This window comes from Roseburia inulinivorans DSM 16841, from assembly GCF_000174195.1.
Taxonomy (GTDB): Bacteria; Bacillota; Clostridia; order Lachnospirales; family Lachnospiraceae; genus Roseburia; species Roseburia inulinivorans.
Map to the genome: position 1 here is coordinate 1 of NZ_ACFY01000117.1, position 18,249 is coordinate 18,249.

At 42.4% G+C, this 18,249-nt stretch carries 19 protein-coding genes; 4 read left to right on the forward strand and 15 right to left on the reverse strand.

Translation table 11 applies throughout. From position 1 onward, the window contains the following. The 11 genes from ROSEINA2194_RS13245 to ROSEINA2194_RS13295 form a co-directional block, all read right to left on the reverse strand. On the reverse strand, window positions 1–370 hold a 370-nt coding region (locus ROSEINA2194_RS13245; RefSeq protein ID WP_007888074.1), incomplete at its 3' end, for a dipicolinate synthase subunit B. Window positions 371–453: 83 nt separating this feature from the next. Next, window positions 454–1,302, reverse strand: coding sequence for a dipicolinate synthase subunit DpsA (locus ROSEINA2194_RS13250; protein WP_007888076.1), 849 nt, complete (start codon window positions 1,300–1,302; stop codon window positions 454–456). Window positions 1,303–2,063: 761 nt separating this feature from the next. Then, window positions 2,064–3,020: a L,D-transpeptidase gene (locus ROSEINA2194_RS19840; protein ID WP_007888095.1), complete on the reverse strand. Its 957-nt coding sequence runs from the start codon at window positions 3,018–3,020 to the stop codon at window positions 2,064–2,066. A gap of 5 nt (window positions 3,021–3,025) precedes the next feature. Then, window positions 3,026–4,345 carry an aspartate kinase gene (locus ROSEINA2194_RS13260; RefSeq protein WP_007888096.1) on the reverse strand — a complete coding sequence of 440 codons (1,320 nt, stop codon included), beginning with the start codon at window positions 4,343–4,345 and terminating at the stop codon, window positions 3,026–3,028. Window positions 4,346–4,606: 261 nt separating this feature from the next. Beyond that, a complete protein-coding gene (locus tag ROSEINA2194_RS13265) occupies window positions 4,607–5,401 on the reverse strand; it encodes a LysM peptidoglycan-binding domain-containing protein (protein WP_044928066.1) in 795 nt (264 codons plus the stop codon). Window positions 5,402–5,473: 72 nt separating this feature from the next. Continuing rightward, a complete protein-coding gene (locus ROSEINA2194_RS13270; RefSeq protein WP_007888102.1) occupies window positions 5,474–6,859 on the reverse strand; it encodes a PepSY domain-containing protein in 1,386 nt (461 codons plus the stop codon). After that, complete coding sequence (locus ROSEINA2194_RS13275) at window positions 6,829–7,011, reverse strand: hypothetical protein (RefSeq protein ID WP_007888104.1); 183 nt, start codon at window positions 7,009–7,011, stop codon at window positions 6,829–6,831. The genes ROSEINA2194_RS13270 and ROSEINA2194_RS13275 overlap by 31 nt, the downstream gene beginning before the upstream one ends. A 12-nt stretch (window positions 7,012–7,023) precedes the next feature. After that, window positions 7,024–7,587: an RNA polymerase sigma factor gene (locus ROSEINA2194_RS13280; RefSeq protein WP_007888108.1), complete on the reverse strand. Its 564-nt coding sequence runs from the start codon at window positions 7,585–7,587 to the stop codon at window positions 7,024–7,026. Between the two features lie 149 nt (window positions 7,588–7,736). Continuing rightward, the gene (locus tag ROSEINA2194_RS13285) at window positions 7,737–8,429 is read right to left on the reverse strand and encodes an LrgB family protein (RefSeq protein ID WP_007888111.1); all 693 of its coding nucleotides are present in this window, start codon (window positions 8,427–8,429) and stop codon (window positions 7,737–7,739) included. 4 nt (window positions 8,430–8,433) lie between these two features. Beyond that, complete coding sequence (locus ROSEINA2194_RS13290) at window positions 8,434–8,793, reverse strand: CidA/LrgA family protein (RefSeq protein ID WP_007888112.1); 360 nt, start codon at window positions 8,791–8,793, stop codon at window positions 8,434–8,436. 65 nt (window positions 8,794–8,858) lie between these two features. Continuing rightward, window positions 8,859–10,169: an FAD-dependent oxidoreductase gene (locus ROSEINA2194_RS13295; RefSeq protein ID WP_044928069.1), complete on the reverse strand. Its 1,311-nt coding sequence runs from the start codon at window positions 10,167–10,169 to the stop codon at window positions 8,859–8,861. 284 nt (window positions 10,170–10,453) lie between these two features. Here ROSEINA2194_RS13295 and ROSEINA2194_RS13300 point away from each other — a divergent pair, with 284 nt between their 5' ends. Next, on the forward strand, window positions 10,454–11,353 hold the full coding sequence (locus ROSEINA2194_RS13300) for a DegV family protein (protein ID WP_007888114.1): 900 nt from the start codon (window positions 10,454–10,456) through the stop codon (window positions 11,351–11,353). A gap of 22 nt (window positions 11,354–11,375) precedes the next feature. Here ROSEINA2194_RS13300 and ROSEINA2194_RS13305 read toward each other — a convergent pair whose 3' ends face one another. From ROSEINA2194_RS13305 to ROSEINA2194_RS13320, 4 genes are all read right to left on the reverse strand, one after another. Beyond that, window positions 11,376–14,084, reverse strand: a complete 2,709-nt coding sequence (locus tag ROSEINA2194_RS13305) for a DEAD/DEAH box helicase family protein (RefSeq protein ID WP_007888116.1) — start codon at window positions 14,082–14,084, stop codon at window positions 11,376–11,378. Window positions 14,085–14,111: 27 nt separating this feature from the next. Continuing rightward, complete coding sequence (locus ROSEINA2194_RS13310; protein WP_007888118.1) at window positions 14,112–14,762, reverse strand: YkgJ family cysteine cluster protein; 651 nt, start codon at window positions 14,760–14,762, stop codon at window positions 14,112–14,114. A gap of 30 nt (window positions 14,763–14,792) precedes the next feature. Further along, window positions 14,793–14,972: a hypothetical protein gene (locus ROSEINA2194_RS13315; RefSeq protein WP_007888119.1), complete on the reverse strand. Its 180-nt coding sequence runs from the start codon at window positions 14,970–14,972 to the stop codon at window positions 14,793–14,795. Window positions 14,973–15,372: 400 nt separating this feature from the next. Further along, on the reverse strand, window positions 15,373–16,158 hold the full coding sequence (locus ROSEINA2194_RS13320) for a class I SAM-dependent methyltransferase (protein ID WP_007888131.1): 786 nt from the start codon (window positions 16,156–16,158) through the stop codon (window positions 15,373–15,375). 403 nt (window positions 16,159–16,561) lie between these two features. On the opposite strand from ROSEINA2194_RS13320, the gene ROSEINA2194_RS21510 reads away from it, so the two are divergent. From ROSEINA2194_RS21510 to ROSEINA2194_RS21520, 3 genes are read left to right on the forward strand one after another with little or no spacing between them, the layout of a single operon-like run. After that, window positions 16,562–16,879 (forward strand): MATE family efflux transporter, encoded by a 318-nt coding sequence (locus tag ROSEINA2194_RS21510; protein ID WP_217284420.1) that lies wholly within the window; start codon window positions 16,562–16,564, stop codon window positions 16,877–16,879. Beyond that, window positions 16,845–17,195, forward strand: coding sequence for an MATE family efflux transporter (locus tag ROSEINA2194_RS21515; RefSeq protein WP_081453920.1), 351 nt, complete (start codon window positions 16,845–16,847; stop codon window positions 17,193–17,195). The genes ROSEINA2194_RS21510 and ROSEINA2194_RS21515 overlap by 35 nt, the downstream gene beginning before the upstream one ends. A gap of 47 nt (window positions 17,196–17,242) precedes the next feature. Next, window positions 17,243–17,932, forward strand: a complete 690-nt coding sequence (locus tag ROSEINA2194_RS21520; protein WP_217284421.1) for an MATE family efflux transporter — start codon at window positions 17,243–17,245, stop codon at window positions 17,930–17,932. Window positions 17,933–18,249 lie beyond the last annotated feature (317 nt).

Consider the following 18,249-nt stretch of genomic DNA (forward strand, 5'->3'; position numbering starts at 1 on the left):
GCGGCTTTCCATTTCTCATATGTGCCTTGGCTGCCATAAGAACCGGTGTATCTGTGATCCCGTTGCAGAGTTTTGCCGCAGTATTTCCGGTACACGGTGCGATCACCATGATATCCAGAAAATTATTCGGTCCGATTGGCTCCGCTGCGCAGATAGTGCGTATTCCCTCATTCCCTGTGATATCACAGATCCCTTCCACATAATCTTTTGCGCTTCCAAACCTGGTATCACAGGTCTGTGCATTAAATGAAAAAATAGGGATCACATTTGCGCCAAGTTCTGTCAGCCTTTCTATTTCCTTTCTGGCTCTTGAAAACATACAGAAGGAACCTGTGATTCCAAGTCCGATATTACATTTTGAAAAATCCATTTTCCATACCTTCCTGCTCTATTTAAATCAAGAATCATTTCATTACCTATATTTTCTGTCACACATTTTCTGTAAAAACGAATCTATCTGTCTATGCTTTTTTGCTTTGCGGCAAAACGTTCCATGGATCGTTCCAGAATATATGCACTTTCTTTTGGCGCATATTTTCCCGGAATGCCAAGCACTAAATCTGCCCGGATGCCAAACTCTTTTGCACATGCAAAATCTGTTCCGCCAGGTTTTGAGGCAATATCCAGAATATAGGCATCACGCGGAAGTTCCTTGATGATCACCCGCGTCACAACCGGTGCCGGCACAGTATTTACAAGCATTGCCGCTCCCATTGCCTCCTCCGGTCCGAATGCAAAATCAACTGCATAAAATCCATCTTCTTTTGCCTGCTTTCTTACCTCGCGGCGTCTGGCAAGCACTGTCACCCTCGCTCCCAGTCCCCGGAGTTTCTTTGCGATTGCCTTTCCACAGTTTCCGTATCCGGTCACCAGAATTTTGGCACCTTCTATATTATAAGGACTGTGGTTGGTAAGTTCTGCGATCGCACCCTCTGCCGTTGCCACCGCATTTTCCTGTGCCACCACTTCATCCTCCATAAAATCAAGGTAACGGATTCCTCTCCTGTCCAAAAGTTCCCGCTGTTCTTCTGTAAAACATCCACCAAGCACCAGCGTATCATTTGCCAGATTTTTATTTAAAATTTCATTCAGCCGCTCCTGCTCTGGAACTTTTGTTACCGGGATTGGAAGCACCAGCATTGCCGCCCCGGCAAGAAATTTTTTTAATTTTAAAAGCTGTTCTTCTACTGTCTGACTGTTTCTGATGTCCAGGCAGCGCACACTCATCCCCTTTTTTGTCAGGATTTCTGCCAGATATACCTGACGCATATCACTTATAAGAAGTATTGTTTGACCGTTCATATCCTTCACACCTACGCTCCCTTCATTTTATTATATGAAAGAAATGTTTCCCGGTTCCTTCCCATCTGATGTTTTGCAAAGTTGTCCTGCATATGGATTTTTCGTTCCTGCTTATATTTTTTATGCTTTTTATATTTTCTGAATATTTCGCAAAATTAATATAATTATTTTTATCTTTAAAAATCTTTTTATATTTTTCTAATTTTATTATTGACATTTTCTATTTTATCTGTTATAACTAAATTAACAAAAAACAAGAGAGAAAAAAATAAAGGAGGTACAGTCCACCAGAAACGTAACGAAATACCTAATAGAATATGAAAGACAGGAGGTACGGACCACCAGAAACATAACGATTTACCCAAAAGAATTTTAAAAGAATCGAGGTACAGTCCACCAAAACAGTAATTGCATTCGGTTTTACCTTCAAAAGATGAAATGAAAACATGACGATCCTAAGAAAGGAATCCTGAATTAGTATCAGATCAGAAACATTCTTATATGATACAATTCCAAATGTCATAAGAAAACAGGTTCAGAGATTGAAGAGAAAAGCGAAGAAGTCCAAAAGAGTTGTTTGAGAGTTTCATAAAAGAAATGATAGGCAATAAGAAAAATTGTTTAGAAATTTCAAAATGAAGCGGCAAACAGAACGAACAGTAGAAAAAAGAATAGCGAGGTATAGTCCCATGGACGAAATAGTTTAAAAGGCGGCATTGAAAGAAAAAAAATTTCGATGTCGCCTTTTTCATGTTTATTTTTTATTCATCATCTGACAGCTGATGCCACGGATTCTCTACATCCGGATCTGTCGGATCCCAGCCTTTATTCGGACTGTCTGTATCAATATGCGCTGCCTCAGGTTTTCCCAATGGTCCCGGATCATCATCCTCATAAATTTCCACGGTTGTTCCCGATGGACAGTTATCTGCGATCCATTTTGCATCTTCCACCGTGAGCCGCACACATCCCATAGATGCCTGCTGTCCAAGTTTATTATATTTTTCTGTGCACAGAGCACTTTTTGATTTTTTATAGTATGGAACCGAATGAAACAAAACGCCTCCTGTGATCCGGGTTGCATACTGACCATATACTTTTCCGTACAGTTCCCGCCATAGATATTTGGTTGATAAATGAAATGTGCCGCACGGTGTTGCATTGTACAATCCTGTGGAACAGATCATTGCCTTATACGGAACCGTATATTCGCCGTTTTCGTCTGAAGTATATACGGTAATACAGTTTTGTCTGCGATTTACTTTTATGTAATATGGAAATTCCGCTTCATCTGAAGCAGACTGCTGCGAATCTTTTTCCTGCTGATTTTCGCCCTGCACTGTATCTTCCTGCCGAACATTCTCGTTCTTTCCTTCTCCTGGCACAATATCATCCTCACTCTGGCTTTCACCCTGTGTGATATCTTTCCCGGAATTTTCGCTCTGACTTTCGCCTTGCAGCATATCCTCTTCTAACATTACGTTTTCCGTGCTTTCATCCAGTTTCATCTCATCACTTCTGTATTCCTCAAAAATATAGCTGTCAGAATCACCTGTCACATACGCAAGCACCGGAAGATTCCATTCCATCCGAAGCGCCACAAACTCCAGCGCCGTCAATCCGCACATAAAAACAGTGGCTGCAATTGCGATAACGATTGCAGCCCTATTCTTCCATACTTTTTCAATTGTCTTACGAAAAGTAGTTTGTTTTTTCATTTATCCTATAACTGTGTGATAACAAAAATATCATAAATCGCCTTGATCGCATTCTCGAAATCTGCGTTGCTTACACCAATAATGATGTTTAACTCAGATGATCCCTGATCGATCATTTTTACATTGATGTTTGCATGTGCCAATGCAGAGAAAATTCTTCCTGCTGTTCCGCGTGTGGATTTCATACCACGGCCAACAACTGCAATGAGTGCAAGATCACTCTCCAGCTCAATGCTGTCCGGCTGTGCATATCTGTGGATAGCGGAAATGACAGCCTGCTCTTTTCCCTCAAACTCCGGCTGGTGTACAAAGATTGTCATTGTATCAATTCCTGATGGCATATGTTCAAATGAAATCCCATTATCTTCAAATGCAGATAACACTTTTCTGCCAAATCCAATCTCGGAGTTCATCATATCTTTATCAATGTTTACAGAAACGAAACCTTTTTTACCTGCGATACCGGTGATCGTATATTTTGACTGATGGCAGGTGCTCTCCACGATCCATGTTCCCTCATCTTCCGGTGCATTCGTATTACGGATATTGATCGGTATACCAGCTTTGCGCACAGGGAATACCGCATCCTCATGCAGTACGCCGGCTCCCATGTAGGAGAGCTCGCGGAGTTCACGGTAAGTGATCGTCTTGATCGGCTTTGGATTGTCGATGATCCTTGGATCTGCGATCAAAAATCCTGAGACATCGGTCCAGTTCTCATAACAGGTTGCCCGCACTGCCCGCGAAACGATAGATCCTGTGATATCAGAACCCCCACGCGAAAATGTTTTGATGGTTCCATCCTCTTTTGCGCCGTAAAATCCCGGAATGACCGCACGCTCTATTTTTGCAAGACGCTCAGACAGTACTTTATCTGTTTTCTCCGGCATAAAGTTGCCATCCTCATCAAAAAAGATCACTTCTGCCGCATCCACAAATTCATATCCAAGGTAGTTTGCCATAATGATACCATTCAGATACTCACCGCGGGACGCTGCATAATCAACACCTGCTTTATTTTTAAAATTCTCGGAGATTTTCTTAAATTCTTCCTCTAAAGAAAGTTTTAGGTTCAAACCATTAATAATTGTGTCATAACGGTCTTTGATTTTCATTAACATCACACGGAAATCTTCATCCTTTTCCACAAGGTCATAACATGCATACAGCATATCCGTTACCTTTGTGTCCTTAGAATTTCTTTTTCCCGGTGCACTAGGCACTACATATCTTCTCTCTTTGTCTGCATGGATAATCTTACCAACCTTTGCAAACTGTTCTGCACTTGCAAGAGAGCTTCCACCGAATTTCACAACTTTAATCATTTTTTCAAACTCCTTCGATTCTGTTTCTCTATTATCACCGGCCGATCACAGCCAGCCGTCACTTTCCTGATTGCAGTTTTTCTTTTTCCCGGTCAGGACTAACGACTATATCTTATCATAAATGCAAATTTCGTCAAACTATTTTTCTTAAAATAAAGCGGTTTTTCGGCTTTTCTGCGTTCTTACTTAGAATTATGTCAACCACTTATAATTTATGATTATGGCACTTAAAATCAGAAGTAATAATATGATTGTTACGATTTACCGCGCAAGAAGTCCACTTGTAAGAAAATCGGCGAGCTCGATCATATTCTGCTGTGATCTTAAGTAAATTTCAATATCTGTCTCATAATCGCCGTCCAGATATGCTTCCATCTGCTGACGTTCCATATCAAGATGATCGTAGAACATTTTTCTCAACTCTGTCTCGTTGTAGACCGGTGTCTGTCTGCTCAAAAAGGATGCGATTTCCTCCGCATTGATATACCAGTTTTCCATAGCTGCTCCCGAAAAAGCCGGATCAGCCTTTAAGCCGGCTGCAACTTCATCGGTCAGACGCAAATGCTCCATAAAAAGTTTGCGGAATCTATGCATTGCTGAAGCCGGATAATACTGAGCAAAAATCGCAAGAATCTCCTCTGCATTTTTGTACACGGCGTCTTTCCACGCATTCTGGCTTGACAGGTTTTCAAAAAAACTGATGAGATAGAATTTTACAAGTGTAATATGATTGAGCCATGCCATGCGCATGCGCTGTCGCAGATCCACGCCCATGTTGTTTCCCGGCTGCGTTGTGGTTCCCGGGATAATGACAATTCCACCCACAGGAGTCTTAGTTGGTTTGTTCGTGTTCCCCTCGGATGGTTTGCTCTCATTCTCATCCACATATCCCTCTCCCGGGCAGATCGTCAGGCGCATTCCCGTCTGAAGATTGTATGGGTTCACCCCGGAATTGAGCAGGATAAGTTCGGTTACGGTTGTATGAAACTGTTTTGCAAGTTTGTACAGAGAGTCTCCTTCCTGTACACGATAACTGATTCGATTCTGACAATACATATTTTCTTCCATAAAAATATTTTCAGATTATTTTATGAAATTCTGCGGGTTTGGTTACCGAATTGGAATCACTTAATCATCCCACTCCTTATCGAATTCGACAATCGATCCTGTGGCTGCATCAACTTCATAGCTGTACTCATAGCCTCCAGCTTTAAATTCAATCTCATAAATAGACATGCCATCATCCCAATCCAGTTTTCCCTCCATCTCAAAAGCATTGGCACTTGCAACACCGGCATGGGATAAAGCAATCTCCTTGGCCTTTTCCAGTGAAATTTCACTTGTATTCTGACTGCTGCCTGCTTGTATTGCTGTAGGTGTACTATCTCCTTCAATGCCGTAGTCATAGCTTATGATACTTCCGTCAGATGCAGCAATCTCATAATCATACTCCTTGATGGTATTGCCGGAAGAAACAACAAACTCAATCTCAAAAACAGCACGTCCATCTTCATAGTCACTTTTTGCTTTTACAAAAGTCGCATCTGTAGCTTTTACCCCTGCATGATCCAGTGCAATCTCCTTGGCCTTTTCCAGTGAAATATTGCTGACAGCCTGGTTTTCTTCCGTCTGACTGTGCTCCGACTGCTCCCCGTGCTCTTCAACCGATACATTTGAAACAGCAGCGCCATCGTATTCTTTTTCAAATTTTACGATTTCACCGGTCATTGCGTTAACCTCACAGTCAAATTCGTAACTGCCCGAAATAAATTCTACATCATAGACCATGACTCCCTTATGCGTGTCCAGTCCAACTGTATAAAATGTCAGGTCGCTCTCAGATACACCCGCCTTTGCCAGTGCGATCTCTTTGGCCTTTGTCTCCCCGATATATCCCTTTTCACTGGCCGTTCCAACAACCTCAACATGGGTTTCTGCCCCTTCCTTCCCCAGCAGAATATTCAGTTCATTGATGGACAATGGAGCAAGTTCATCAAATGTGTGTAAAGAGTTTTTGCCGAGAATCTCCTGAATCAGTTGTGCCTTTCCGAGCGTAATCCCATATTGTTCTGCCATCTGCTGGAGCTCATCACTCTTTACAACCGTCTGACTCAATACAGCCCCTCTGAATGAATCGGTCTGAAGCAGTTTATTGACTTCGTCCGCCAGCCGTTCCTGCAATGCCATGCCCCGAACCGGATCATTATTGTCCACACTGATCAAAACGGAATTGGCCAGCTCATTGAGATAGCCGTTTTGAAGCATCGAACCGATTATGGCATTCACTGCAACATCAAGACTGCTGCCTGAGAAATCCATGTCACCGACAATGGTTCTGCCATCCTCGTTCAGCGGAATCACATCCAATATACGTTCCTTCTGATTGATCTTAATCTCCACGCTCGGGTTTACGTCCAGCGAAACCGTAGCATCTACCGTATGATTGACCTGATAATTCCTGACTCCCAATCCACCTCCAAGGATCAGGCACAAACCGGCAGCCAAACCTGCCATTCGAACTGCCCATGTTTTTTCTTGTTTTCTGTCGTCATCAATATCACTCGTCCTTTCTGCTCATTGCAGTCGGAAAGAACAGCATCCAACACATCCGGTGCTGCGTGAGTACATGCCTGCCGGATCTTCTCATTCAATTCGTCATTTGTCATTGCTGCCACCTCCTATTGCAAATATTGTTTCAGCCTTTTTAAGGCTCGTGCATATTTTGAAAGTACCGTCGACAGCGGAAGTTCCATAATCCTGGCAATTTCCCTGTGTTTAAATCCGACCGCCGCATGAAGCATCACTATCTGCCGTTCCTCATCGGACAATTGTTCCATGCAGGTGACGAGAATACTTCTGTCCTCCATTGTGAGCATATCAGTATCCGGGATAGCAAGTTCCCAGCCTTCCTGCGATGTACATTCCGCTTTCTTGCGCTCCCTCATCCGCTGCAAACACAGATTTTTTGCAATGGTTATAATCCATGCCATCGGTTTTCCCCGGGAAACATAGCTTTCTGCTCCATTCCATACAGCAACGTAACAGTCATGGAGAACATCCTCTGCATCGTGGTGGTTTTTCAAAACCGAAAGGGCAAAACTGTAAACAGATGTGTGCGTAACCTGATACAGCTGCTCCAGGCACTTCTTGTCACCGTTGGAAATGCCGTAAAGCAGACTGTCCAAATCTGCATAGTCTGTTGATTGCTTAATGTCCGACGTCAAGGCAAAAAGTATCATCATTTCACTCCTTTCACTCTATTAATGCACAAATAGATGTTTTTATTGCACCGAATAAATTTTTTTGTAAGTTTTTCCATAATCCTTGCACATTTTCCCTGTTTTTGGAGAAATATATCTGACATAGTCACAGACAGACAGCAAATTTAATTTTATAACAAATTAGCATAAACCATAGCGGCAACAACGGTCAGAATACCGGAAACCGCAATGGAAAGGCTGCTCATTGCCCCCTCTATCTCGCCGAGTTCCATCGCTTTTGCAGTTCCTACAGCATGGGAGGCAGAACCAATTGCGATCCCTTTTGCGATAGGTTCTTCAATATGAAAAAGTTTTAATACCGCATCTGCTGTTATGTATCCAAAAATTCCTGTGATGATAATGACCGCAACAGTAATTGTCACATAGCCACCAAGTTCCTCAGAAACTCCCATTCCGATCGCTGTTGTGATAGATTTTGGAAGTAATGTAACATACTGCTGATGATCGAAACGAAAAAGCAAAGCCAGAACCAGAATACATGTCATGCTGGTAAATACCCCGGAAATAATTCCTGCTATGACAGCTTTCAGATTTTTCCTGAGTAACTCAAACTGCTCATACAGAGGAACTGCCAGACAGACAGTCGCCGGTGTCAACAAATAACTTATGTATTTTGCTCCTTCCTGATAATCTGCATAATCTATATGAAACACCACCAGAAATACCATAACTGCAATTACAGAAATTAAAAGTGGATTAAATATTGCGATTTTTACTTTCTTTTTAAACCATAAACCAAACTCATAGGTCAACAGACTGACTACAACCCCTAAGAAAACGGAATCTGTTAAAAATGATTTCATGTTCTTACTCCTCCTTTTTCTTTCCTTTACGGATCACAAACTGCGTGATGCTTCCGGAAACTCCCATGACGATCACCGTTGAGATCAGCGTAATGACAACCACCTGTATCCAGATTGACTGCAGAGCTCCCCACGAATCAAGAAGTCCTACTCCGGCCGGCACAAACATCAATGGCATGATCTCGATCAGAAAATTACTTGTTTCTTTGATGTCTGATACCTTTAAAATTTTCAATTCCAATGCAAGGAAAAGAAGTACCATGCCATAAATACTCGCCGGTATGGATAGTGGTATGATATATTTTAAAAGTTCACCTAAAAAAGAAATGAACAGAATAATTAAAAGCTGTCTTACATATTTCATGATTTTTCTCCTTTGTTTTTATTCCGGTTTTGTATCATACCACTGCTTATTTTGAATCTCAATACCTATTTTTTATGTTTCTTTTTTAGTCCATCACAGGCCGGGTTATCCAACACCTTCCCATCTGCTGAAAATCTTGAGCCATGACATGGACATTCCCACGTCTGTTCTTCTTTATTCCACTGAAGGACACATCCCATATGACTGCATCTTTTTCCGCCAATCCTTCCAATCCCCACAAGTGCATGACCCAGATTAGAAATTAACTGTGGTTTTAACATATTGCGTGATGGTGAAAAAACAGTAGAATATTCATTGTGTTTTTCCTGTACGAGGTCTGACAAGATCATTGCTGCCAGCATGGAACCTGTCATCCCCCATTTTCCAAATCCGGTTGCCACAAATAGATCCGGTGTATTTTTACTGTATGGACCGATGTATGGTCTTTTATCCAGAGACATGCAGTCCTGTGTTGCCCAGAAATAGCGTTCCTTTGCTTCCGGGAAATATTCCTTTGCGATATCGCGCAGTAAATCCCAGTTGCTTTTTTCCTTTCCAGACCGTTGGCCGCCTCCGCCTATCAGCAGATAGTCTTCGTAATTTCTCAAGGACAATCCGATATTATCTGCTTCAAGATACATACCCTTCAGATTTTTTCCATATGCACAGGCAAGTACATAAGAACGATTCTGATATAACTTTAAATAATAGGAACCTCTCGTATTAATAAACGGAAAATGTGTCGCAATGATAATTTTCTCTGCTGCGACTGAACCTTTTTCTGTCAATGCAAAATACTCTGTCATCTCACGCACTTCGGAATGTTCATAGATTCTCAGATTTTTGCTGATCCCGGCGGCAAATTTGAGTGGCTGGAACTGCGCCTGCCGCGGAAACCGTATTGCTCCCTCCACTTCAAACGGTAACTCCGTGTCCTCTGTATAATCAGCCTGAAATCCAAGACTGCCCAATGCCTGTATTTCACTCTCTAACTTCCGACGCTCCCTGACAGAATACAGATAAGAATCTGTCTCTTCCATGTCACAGTCCAGAAAACGCCCCAGACTTTTATAATTTTCCACTGCTCTTAAATTTGCTTTCAGAAACAGTTCTGCACGCTCCTGTCCCATGGACTGTAATGATTTTTCGTAAATCAATCCGTGCTGCGCCGTAATTTTTGCAGTTGTATGCCCGGTCACGCCCTGACAGATGCGGTCTTTTTCCAACAGACAGTAATCAACACCCGCCTGCTGTAAAAAATAGGCGCACAAAACACCCGCCATACCACCGCCAATGATCAAAACCTGTGTCCGGATGTCCTTTTCCAAAGTCGGGAACTCCGGCATTTCTATATTTTCCGTCCATAATGAACTCATAAATCCTCCTTGTTTTGCGAAGCAAAATGCGACTGTCCTTACACGGAGCAATGCCCAGCAAGCTGTGCAGGATTTAGCCTCCTTGTTTTGCGAAGCAATTTTATGATTAGTATGAATGGATTGTTTCATAATTATTCAATGCGTTCCATTTAGTTTGATTATCAAAATACTATTGACATTCTATTTCATTTCGCCTATTGTTTATAATAGTTTGATTCTCAAAGCATTTTAACAAAATAAATTTTTCTGGCTAAACTATTTCATTGTTCAGAACGGATTTCACAATGTTTGAAGTCAAAAATAATATTTTTGAAATGGAGATTATGATGAGTGTACGAATTATAATAGACTCTGCCTCTGATCTGACAAAGGAACAGGCAGATAAATTAGGACTTGATTTTTTACCTTTGAAAACAATTTTTGGTACGGAAGAATATCTGGATGGCATCACATTAAGCCACCAGCAATTTTATGAAAAACTGATCGAGAGTGACTGTATGCCGACCACAAGCCAGATTCCGCCACATGATTTCGAGCAGCTTTATGCAGATGTGAAAGAAAAAAAAGACACAGCAGTTGTCATCACACTTTCCTCCAGGCTTTCCGGTACTTTTCAGAGTGCCAATATTGCATTGGATGGTTATGAAGATTGTATTACGATCGTTGACAGCGAAAATGTATGTCTTGGCGAACAGATTCTTGTGATGTATGCCTGCCGTCTCAGAGATGCCGGTGTTTCTGCCTCTGAAATTGCAAAAGCTCTGGATCAGAAAAAGAAAGATGTCCGCGTTCTGGCGTTATTAGATACCTTAGAATATTTAAAACGCGGCGGACGCATTTCCAAGACTGCCGCTCTCGCCGGAAATCTGCTTTCCATTAAGCCGGTTATCGCAATTGTAGACGGGGAGGTTGCCGTTCTTGGAAAAGCTCGCGGCTCAAAAAACGGTTGCAATATGCTCCGGGAGGAAATTGCAAAATGCAATGGTATTGATTTCTCCATGCCGCTTTGTCTCGGTTATACCGGATTAGAAGATTCCCTTCTGCAAAAATACATAGAAGATAACACCGATCTCTGGAAATCTTATGTGGAAGAACTGCCTATCAGTTCCATTGGAAGCACAATCGGAACCCATACGGGTCCCGGCGGAATCTGCGTTGCATTTTTCAGTAAGACAAACTCCTGACCGGAGTTTGTCCTGCGTCATCTTACTCCAATGCCCCTTTTACTTTTTTATGGGAAATACAACGCTCCTCCCGATTGGCAAGTGCCTTTACCCTGCCTTCTAACAGAAGTTCCCTTCCTTTTTCATTTCTTGTATACACACAGTCATAGCCTCCAATATACGGATGCATGCATTTTGCGAAACATTCCGCATCCTCCTTCTTTTTCGAAAAGCAATTTGGAATGGCATAGAAACCGTTCAGTCCTTTCCGACCCTTCTTTTTCACAAGTATGTAACGCTGGTTGTCGATCACATCAAAAAACTCATTGACACACTGCGCAAACAACGCTTTATCCCTGCCGCTTCCACCGGACAGATAAATGATATGGTTATCCGGTCCCGGCGATTCTGCCACTACTTTGCAGTGTGTTTCTTCCAGAAGCTGCTGCTCCTCCAGCGCTTTACGGATTCCATTTCCAAATGCCTTTAATCTTTTTAACGGACTCCACAGCATGAAAATTTTCGGAAAACGTATCATAATTCCAGTCAGTCCGACAACAATGAAGAAATAGCAGATTCCGGCTAAATGTCCATTTCGGGACGCTCCCGCCACGACACCTGCCCCAATTGCCCCGATCAGGAATAAAATTGCTGACAGGATCATTGTGAGAATCGCATCCCAGAAAACAACACTCGTCACAAACTTGTCTTTCACCTCTGTCTCATCCACAATATCCATTTTGTCATAGATTGCAAGCGCACTGTCCCAACGTTTTTTTAGCGTATCGCGCTGTCCCGACATTTTCAGCATTTGTCTGTTAATCCTGTCAATATTTGTTTTATTAAATGGAGTTTTAATAATTGACAGCCGCTTTATTCCATTTTCGATCGTATTTTCCGTGTAATGCAGACCTAGAAAATGTTCCATCCTTCGTTCCAGCATACTGTAATCTTCGCTGATCTGATTGTCGTCTGCCTTCAGCACCTCATCCCACGGTCTCAGGCATACTAAATGCCAGATGTTACTTGTTTTTTCCGGCTGTTCCTTCATCACACGGATAGCGCGCCCACGCATCTGATTACTTAACATAAATGAACCGACAAAGCTTGCAAGGATCAGGGAATTGATGCAAGGAGAATCCCATCCCTCCCCAAGCAGCGATTTTGTGCCAACCAGCACCTGCATATAGCCTTTTGAGAAGACATTGGTTACCGCCCCTGTCAGAAAATGTGCATTTCCAACAGCCGTCACCTTAAGATAATCTGTCTCAGGAAGATTTCCGATCCTGCTGAATGTGACTTTTCCACTCGTTCCGATCTCCTGCTCTAACGCCTCTTTTGCCTCCGCCGGAATGATCACGATCGTCCCGCAAAGCACTCCAAAACGAATTTGTTTGTTTTTCTTTTCATTTTCACGCCGGAGCATTTCAAAAAACGGAAGCACTCCAAGCGAGTTTACGTCATATTCTGTATTTCCAATTGCTTTTTCATATTCTTTCCGGATGTAATCCGTCAAAACCAGCAGCCTTAAATTCTGACCGGATGTCTCATACTCATGGAACACAATATCTCGGATACTGTTACATTTTCCAAGAGAATTTGTGAGCATTTTTTCCACTGCTGCACTTTTCGTCATGACGACTTTTTTCTTTTCTATCAGACCACTGGATTTTAAATCTGCAATTAACAATTCACGATATACCTTGTCACAAAGGTAAGAATCCACATCATCATACAAAAATCCCTGTAACAGACGTTCCATCCACTGTACATTCATGGAAGGTAATTTTTTTGCCCCGAGCAGCCTCTGAAGCCTGGACGGAAATGCAACATTTTTGCTCTGTAAATAAATCAACAGCGATGCCAGATATGCAGGATTATCCAGCAACAGGTCATCCGATAGCTGTCCACTCAGCCCCTTATGGCTTCTCACATATGTGAAAAACTGTGTATCCTGCATAAGCTTCTCTGTCATTGCTTTACTGCGTTCTTCAAAACGTCTGACTTCCTGCTCCTCCTCTTTTGTCGGATAATTGAAGTAAACATAATCCTGATGCGGACAGAGACTTCCCTCTTTTACAAGTTCCGGTATCGTGATCTCCTCATCGATCTCTCCACACATATTCATGTACCGCGTCCACATAGCCGGTGTGGAATCATACGGCGGTGTTGCTGTCAGCGCTATGATTTTAAGGTTATCCACCTGTTTTTTGAAATCTTCTAATGCTTTCCACCATTCACTTCGCAGATGGTGGCATTCATCCAGACAGAGCACTTCGATCCCTGCCTCTTTCATCGCCGCAACCAGATCAAAACCGCTGTAATCTACTTCCTCTGTCTCGTTTTCTGTCAGGCACTCGTCTGTGCCTGTGCCACTCTCCTCACCTGCATCTTCCTGCATTCCCTGAAATCTTGTCATGGCACTGTGCAATGCCTGATAAGTTGCAACCGTGATTGCCTTTGGCTGTTTTAAATTCTGTGAAAGAAAATCTTCCCCCTGCACGCCCTCACATAAAAAAGCTTCCTCAATCCTTGCGATCCACTGCTCCCGGATCGTAATGGACGGAGCTAAAATCAGTGCTTTTCCATTCATCCTGCGGATCAGTTCAATTCCCAATGTCGTTTTCCCGGAACCAGGTGCTGCTACAATATGTATTTTTCCATCTGCCATGTACCTGTCTGCATGTTCTAAAACTCTTGCCTGATAATTCCGCCATGTTCCCTTAAATTCCAAAATTCCTTCGTAATTCATAACTTCTCCTTGCCGTTATTGTGCTATTTAGGCGATCACCTGCGCAATTCTGTCCAGTCTCGCATAAAATTGCGGATAAAAATCCTGCTCCGTGTCATACGGATTTATGTAAAAAGTATTCAGCAAAAACATCGTGATCGTCTTTTTCTGGTTTTCATCTGACATTTCCCCTAAAATACATTCGATTTTCTTTCGAAATGCATGCCAGTCGATCAGATATTGCTGATTTTTCTTAAGTTCCGGTGTATCCAGCCACTTGCAAACCTTCACCTTACTGCGGTTCTCTTTGACACAGCCCTCCACCTGTAAAAAATAGTCCAGCCTGTTCTCCTCATAGATCCGCCCCAATGGAAAAACACGGCAGATACCCGGTCGAAATCTGTGAATGCTGCATCTTTTCTCTTGTAAAAACGGACAGACATCTTTATCCGTCATTTTCAGATTCGGTAATATCATGCCATCTGCCACATGCAGCTCTATCTGCTCCTTTAATAAGTTTTCAAACGTTGTATTCAGATTTTTCGTCAGTTCATAAATATCTAATGGATCAAGGATGATCGACTCCCCCATATCCTCACAGCACGAAGAACAGCCTGCACAATCGTTGCAGGCTGCCCGTACCATATCATTTAATCCATATCTTTTTCCGTCTGAAATTTCTTCCAAGTTCTTATTCATTTGTTAAACCTCGATATAATATTTGTATTTTTATCCCTGCCAGCTGTCCGACGCCATGCGGTCTGTAAGCTGGCTTAATTCGTTGGGATATTTCATAAGCTCACGTTCGGAATCCAGCCGATGCCGTTGTTCGGCATTTTTCTTTCCTGCGGTTCCATATTCCAGGGCATTCTCCAAAGCCTGATACTCCCTCTGTGCTTCCCTGTTCAAAGTCTTATGAACACCGGAAACCTGTCGGTTCGTTCCATAGCGGCAGCCATTTCCTCCATGCGCACTCTCGTACTGTCCATTCTCATAAACGTATTCATCGTTCGTGTCATTTTTGTATACAGTCTCCTTTTTATCCGTTGGCGCACAATTGTATGCACTGTTATTTTTTGTTTTTTACCCATTTCGCTTTTTTCTGGCAAAAATAATTATATCACAATTTAACAATTATTTTTATACCATTTCCCTCCTGTTTATTCAGATAGTATTGCACATCTGTTTTCACAGTTAGGGTATCACGTACAAGCATTTTTATTCACAAGCTGCAATGATCGCGTATTCCATTATTATAATCTGCAATTTGATATTGCATAATCAATTTTGCATCTGATTTTTATCTGCTTCACGATACACGCAAAATATCAACCGTGTGGGCACTTGCCCCCATCAAGTCCATACGCTCTGCGACAGACATCTGGTATCTGACGAACAGCTCAAATGTTTCTTCGTCCATCTCCTTTAAGACCGGACGCATATAATTTGCCGCGCCGTCGGGTGCTATGATTTTTTCACGCTGTAAAGAAACTGCCTCATTTATTTTTTCAATGTCCGATAATGTGACATATTCATACAAATCTTTTTCTTTTGACACACAGTGAAAATCTTCTGTCAGCCTGCCATCTCCGAGACACTCTTTTACCATATTTTCCTTAAATCCATACATCAAAACACCATAATCGTTCATCAGATATGCCACAAAAATAAGACCGTTCTTTTTTGTCACACGCTTCGCTTCGCACAACGCTTTTACCTTATCCTCAAATGTATACAGATGATACATCGGTCCTAAAAGCAGTGTCATATCAAATGTTTCATCTGCAAACCGTGACAGTTTCAATGCGTTTCCCTGATATGCCTTCACGCTGCTGCCCTTGGATTTTAAAATTCCGAGATTATACTTCACGAGTTCCACCGCTGTGACATCATAGCCTTCGTTTGCCAGTGCGACCGAATACCGCCCTGTTCCGGCGCCCACATCAAGGATTTTCGGTTGCTCCATTTCCTTTAAATAGCGATGGATGTATTCCATGGTAATGCGGTATTCCACCTGTCCATGACGGCGTCCGAGCCTTTTTTCTTCATTAAATTTATTATAATGCTTTTCTAATTCTGTTAATTCTTTTGCCATATCTGTTTCCTTTATTAAAGCAGAGATCAAACATTACAGAAATAAATCGCTTTTATTCCACGCTTCATGCCCTGATCCGCCATTTTTCAAATCTATTATGCAGATAATAGATTTACCCGCATCTGCTCTATTTTTATGCCTTGTAACCATTATATACAACTACCGATTTTCTGACAAGAAAGATTGTTGCTGTTCACTCAGCAGTAAAACACTTGCTGCTTTGCTGCATAAGAAAGTGATTCAAAAGTGAGCCGTAACAAAAAATTCCAGCCACAGATTTTAAAGGAAACGCAGTCTTTTCTGATTACATAAAACATGCTATAATGTACAGTTGTGAATACGTATGACTACCTGCGCTTTTATCTGTAAATATTATTTATTTTTTCATAAATGGAGAAAAAAAATGAACCTGTTAAAAAAACAACTTGTAAAAAGAAACTATCACAAAGAGACCTTAAAAATCACCATTGATATGGCATGGCCAGCCATTGTCGAATCCTTTTTCGTGGCTTTTGCCGGACTGATCGACTCCTTAATGGTCAGCTCGCTCGGCTCCTATGCCGTGGCGGCAGTTGGGCTTACCACACAGCCAAAACTGTTAGGACTTGCCCTGTTTTTTGCCTTAAATGTTGCAATCTCAGCCTTAGTTGCCCGGAGAAGGGGTGAAAAGAAGCAGGACTCTGCGAATGAGATCCTGCTTACCGCTATCTTTTTATTGTGATCGCAGCTATCATCTCAAGTATTGCATTCGTGTTTTTGCCAGTGCAATCATCGGCTTTTGCGGTTCTACAGCAGACACACACACTGATGCTGTGGTATATTTCCGCATTATTATGGGCGGTATGATCTTCAACTGCATCCAGATGGGGATTAACGCTGCCCAGCGCGGTGCTGGGAACACAAAGATCACCATGCGTACCAACGTGACCTCCAACACAATCAATATCCTTTTAAATTATCTGCTAATCAACGGACGCTTTGGTTTCCTGCCCTTGGCATCCGCGGTGCCGCACTCGCAACTATATCCGGGACCGTAGTTGCCTGCATTATGAGTGTTGCTTCCATTTTCAAAAAAGAGAGTTTTTTGAATATTCCATATATATTAGAGCAGCATATCCGCCCGACTTTGTCTGCTTTTCTCAATCTGATCAAAGTTGCTTACAGTGTCTTTTTCGAACAAGTACTAATGCGGATCGGTTTTATGTTAACCGCTATTATGGCTGCCGATCAGGGGACGGATGCTATGGCGGCGCATCAGGTCGGTATGAACATTATGGCACTCTCCTTTGCGTTTGGCGACGGTCTGCAGGCAACGGCAGTTGCTCTGATCGGACGAAGCTTAGGTGCCGGCGATCCGGATCTTGCCAAAGAATACGGCCGCACCTGTCGTCTCATCGGTGCTGTCATCGCTGTCTGTCTGGTTGCGATCTACTATTTTGGTGCCAGCGGTCTCTACCATCTGTTTTTCACGGAAGACCACATTGTGGCAATTGGAGTCCAGATTATGCATGTCATAATCTTTGTTGTCATTTTCCAGATCTGTCAGGTCATCTACATGGGATGCCTGCGTGGTGCAGGAGACACGCTTTACACAGCCGTTGCATCCATGATAAGCGTCACTTTCATCCGTACCATCATTTCCTATTTCTGTGGTTATGTCCTCGGCTGGGGGATCATCGGTATCTGGATGGGCGTGCTTGGCGATCAGATTTCCAGATTTATCTTTGCGACCGTGCGCTTCAGGCAGGGCAAGTGGGTGAAGATCAAAATCTGATAACTGGAGTTTAACTAGCGTAGTGTCGCAGATTCTGCAGTGCTTTCCTAGGGCTTGAAGGACAGATATAAGCGTCCTCTCACAAGTCGTGATTTTATAGGTTTATGAAAAGAAAAACGGTACAGACGAAATATGATGTTCCTATTCGCCGGGCATTCCGATAAGCCTCTATAGAGTCTTATCTCCATGGCTCACGAAGGAAATCATATTTGTCTGCACCGTTTTTCTTTCATTTACACTGTGAATGACTTGTGAGAGGACGCTTATATTTGCCCAATTTACGCTGTGAACTGCACCACAGAATCTGCAATTTATGT